This is a genomic window from Thalassolituus sp. UBA2590 (assembly GCF_002339775.1).
Classification (GTDB): Bacteria; Pseudomonadota; Gammaproteobacteria; order Pseudomonadales; family Oceanobacteraceae; genus Thalassolituus.
Genome location: NZ_DDKU01000071.1, coordinates 1 through 3751 on the forward strand (window position 1 = coordinate 1; position 3751 = coordinate 3751).

Annotated in this window: 4 protein-coding genes and 1 pseudogene; all 5 read right to left on the reverse strand. The window is 52.2% G+C overall.

Going from position 1 to position 3751, the window contains the following annotated elements; genetic code table 11:
* Nucleotides 1-517 (reverse strand): annotated as a pseudogene (locus tag B2067_RS06690) (glycine dehydrogenase (aminomethyl-transferring)); the annotation flags it as partial.
* A gap of 119 nt (nucleotides 518-636) precedes the next feature.
* Complete coding sequence (gene gcvH / locus B2067_RS06695) at nucleotides 637-1020, reverse strand: glycine cleavage system protein GcvH (protein ID WP_297532482.1); 384 nt, start codon at nucleotides 1018-1020, stop codon at nucleotides 637-639.
* A 33-nt stretch (nucleotides 1021-1053) separates the two neighbouring features.
* Entirely contained in the window at nucleotides 1054-2133 is a 1080-nt protein-coding gene (gcvT, locus tag B2067_RS06700) for a glycine cleavage system aminomethyltransferase GcvT (protein ID WP_301387879.1), read from the reverse strand.
* A 149-nt stretch (nucleotides 2134-2282) separates the two neighbouring features.
* A complete protein-coding gene (locus B2067_RS06705) occupies nucleotides 2283-3335 on the reverse strand; it encodes a helix-turn-helix transcriptional regulator (protein WP_297532478.1) in 1053 nt (350 codons plus the stop codon).
* Nucleotides 3336-3542: 207 nt separating this feature from the next.
* Nucleotides 3543-3751 (reverse strand): hypothetical protein (locus B2067_RS06710; RefSeq protein WP_301387880.1); only part of this gene is annotated, 209 nt, incomplete at its 5' end.

Below are 3751 nucleotides of genomic sequence, written 5' to 3' on the forward strand. Positions count from 1 at the left end.
TGCGAACCGAGCGCTTTGCCATCGCCATGGCTTCAGCGGCGGCGGTGCCCTCATCAAGCAAAGAGGCGTTTGCCAGTTCCATGCCGGTGAAGTCGATGATCATCTGCTGGAAATTAAGCAGCGCTTCGAGACGACCCTGGGCGATTTCTGGCTGGTACGGGGTGTAGGCGGTGTACCAGCCCGGATTTTCCAGGACATTGCGCAGGATGACCGGCGGCATGATCACATCGTGATAACCAAGGCCGATATAGCTTTTAAATACTTTGTTTTGTGCAGCAACAGACTTCAGGCGGGCCTGAGCCTCGGCTTCCGGCGTGGCTTCTCCGAAGGACAGGAATGCATCGCGCAGAATGTCAGCGGGAACAATTTCGCTGGTCAGTGACTCGAGAGAGTCGGCACCGACTGCAGCCAGCATGTCTGCTTCTTCACGCAGGTCATAGCCTGCACCGTCCGAGGCAATATGGCGACTGACAAAGTTATCGCGCTGTTCCAGTTGTCTGAGAGAAGGAGTACTCATGATTGAACCTGAATGTAAAAGTATCGGCTATATGGGCTGGTGCCCACGCTAAATAAGAAGGTAAAACGACAACGCAGAGGAGGCCTCTGCGTTGTTTTAAGCGGGGTCAGAGTAACGTATTACTCACACGCAGCAGCGTAACCGTCCGCATCAAGAAGCTTGTCCAGATCTGCAGTATCCGCCAGCTCCATTTTGAAGAACCAGGCGTCGCCGTATGGGTCTTCGTTTACTTTTTCTGGAGCGTCAGCAAGATCTTCGTTCACAGCGATGATTTTACCGGCCAGAGGAGCGTAGATGTCTGAGGCGGCTTTTACTGACTCAACCACGGCAATGTCCTGATCTGCGGTAACTTCGCTGTCTACTTCAGGAAGCTCTACGAATACGACATCGCCCAGCTGATCCTGAGCAAAGTCGGTGATACCGACAGTCACTGTGCCATCGCTCTCTAAGCGGATCCATTCGTGGGAGGCAACGTATTTCAGATCTGCAGGGATGTTGCTCATGGGGTTTCTCCAGTTAAAAATTTACGATTAATCTCAAAATTGTTTTTGGCCGTTTCGCACGAACGGGAGCTTGATCACACGAACGTCCGTCAGTTTGCCGCGCAGGTCTACCTGGGCAGTGTCGCCGGTTGTTGCCGGTACACGGGCAATCGCAATGGAATACTGTAAGGTCGGCGAAAATGTGCCGGAAGTAACTTCACCTTCACCGGCGCCTTCCACGATGACTTTCTGATGAGAACGCATCACTCCACGGGTTTCCAGAACCAGACCCACCTGCTTCATAGCAACACCATCTGCTTTCTCTGCTTCCAGTGCAGCCCGACCGATGAAATCACGATCTGCAGGCTCCCAGGCAACTGTCCAGCCCATACCCGCAATCAGTGGGCTCACTGACTCGTCCATATCGTTACCGTACAGGTTCATACCCGCTTCAAGGCGGAGGGTGTCGCGTGCACCCAGGCCACAGGGTTGAACACCGGCTTCACTGAGCTGCTGCCAGAAATCGGCGGCATCCTCTTTCGGGATCATAATCTCAAGGCCGTCTTCGCCGGTGTAGCCTGTGCGGGCATAGAACCAACCGTGTTGTGGCAGACCCTGGAATACTTTCAGGTTGTCGATAAGGTCGGCGGCTTCAGGACGTACTTTCTGCACCATGCCTAGTGCTTCAGGCCCCTGAACAGCAACCATCGCCATTTCAGGACGTTCGGTGAGGCTGATGTCAAAGCCTTTGGTATGGGCAGTCATCCACTCGAGATCTTTCTCACGGGTAGCGCAATTCACAACGGTGCGGAACCATCCGTCCATGCGATATACGATCAGGTCGTCAATCACACCACCATCGTTATTGAGCATGCCGGTGTAGAGCGCTTTACCTGTTTCTTTCAGCTTGTCGACATCGTTGGCGAGAAGTTTCTGCAGATAGGCTTTAGCGTCGGGTCCGCGAACGTCCACGATTGTCATGTGCGAAACGTCGAACATGCCAGCGGCTTCGCGCACGGCATTGTGCTCCTGAATCTGGGAGCCGTAGTGGATGGGCATATCCCAGCCGCCGAAGTCTACGATTTTGCCGCCAGCCTCTAGATGGCAATCATACAAAGGGGTTTTTTTACCCATGTCAGATCCTGATACGTATGGACGCAAAGCGTCCTGAGTTCGGTTGACGACAGAGGTCAACGAAAAGGCGGCAATTATAGCGCTTTAAGAGGCGTGGTTCACACAAAAATGCGATTGCGGCACAGGAGTGCCGCAATCAGGGGCGGGTATCAGTTGGCGTTAGTGCGGTTATCCGGAACCGGCATGCCTTGTTTAGCGTGGGTAGGCGAGAAACCACACCACTTTTTGTAGGCCTTTGAGAAGTTGGCGACGCTTGAGTAGCCCAGCAATTCAGCGACCTGGCTGACGTTATACATACGACGGCTGAGCCAGAAGCTGGCTTGAACCAGGCGCATGTCAGCAAGCAGCTGCTGATAATGGGTTCCTGCTTCCTGAAGGCGACGTTTACAGGTTCGCTCAGTCAGACCGAGTTTCTGTGACAACTCATTCAGCGTCGGCGGGTTAGCAAGATCGTTGCGTAACAGGTTTGACGCTTTCTGCGCGACAAGATGCGCTGGGCGAAGTACGCCCTGGGGCTGGAAATTAGCTGTACGGATAATCAACGCCTGGGTCAGAAACTGTGAAGGTAAGCGGACAGCAAAGTACGGCGCACCAAAAGTAACCTTCATTGGTGCATATTTGGCGTACTCTTCAATGTGATCTGGCTCTGAATACGGCAGAAATACAGACAGCTGATCAGTGAGCCCCTGCAGCAGATTACTGCCTACTGTATAGCCAAAAGCGAGCAGAAGTTCAGAAAGCTCTGTAGATGGTACGCGGGTTGGGTCCTGCTTCCAGAAAAATTCGCAATGGCTGACCTGACCATCATCAAGGATATGGAGGTCGAAAGGGCGTTCTGCAGTGCTGATCTGGGCACACATTGACTGGAAGAGTTCGAGCAGATTACCGGCGGTTACCTGATTCTGCATCGCCATAATCTGACCGTATTCCAGGTAGACTTCGGGCAGTTTAGATGACAACTCGCTGTCGCTCAGGGTCTTGAGAACCTGAAGAAGAGCGGGCGTACTGCTCTGGAGTCCTTCTCCAGCTGCAGAAAGTTTTGGGGCTGACTTACGCAATTCCTTCTGTGGCATCAACCTGCGCAGGGCCTGTAGGGTCTCTGCGTGTGGTTTTAACGAATACATCTGGAGGTTATCTACTACTTTGTTATTAGTGGTGAGTAGCGCCAGAGTGCGCGCAGGTGCCTCAAGGCACAATGTCATTTTACGCAACATGGGTGATTAAAAGTGGCGTAATATGACTTCTCATAGCGTTGAGGTCAGAAAGGACGCGGCTTGCCAATATCCTTATCAGTAAGCATTTAGGTTTATAATTAATGGTAAAAACGCGCCAATGTCTATTTTGGGGGCAATATAGACCTATGTGTCATTTTGGGCCGGGGCATGATCTGGCCCCTCTGGCAAGTAGGATTAACTTGCGCGCGAGCCCCCTTGATCGTTGGCAGCAATCAAGGCAGGTGTAAATAGACTGATGACTTTCCAGTCATTTCTAGGCTCAAAATTACTACCAATTTTGCTCGTTATAACCTTGCCCTCTGGTGTGATTGCGAATAAGGGAATGGCATCTTTGCCGTTTTGCTGTTGAAAATCATTCCAGGTAAATTCGCTGCTCAGTCGGG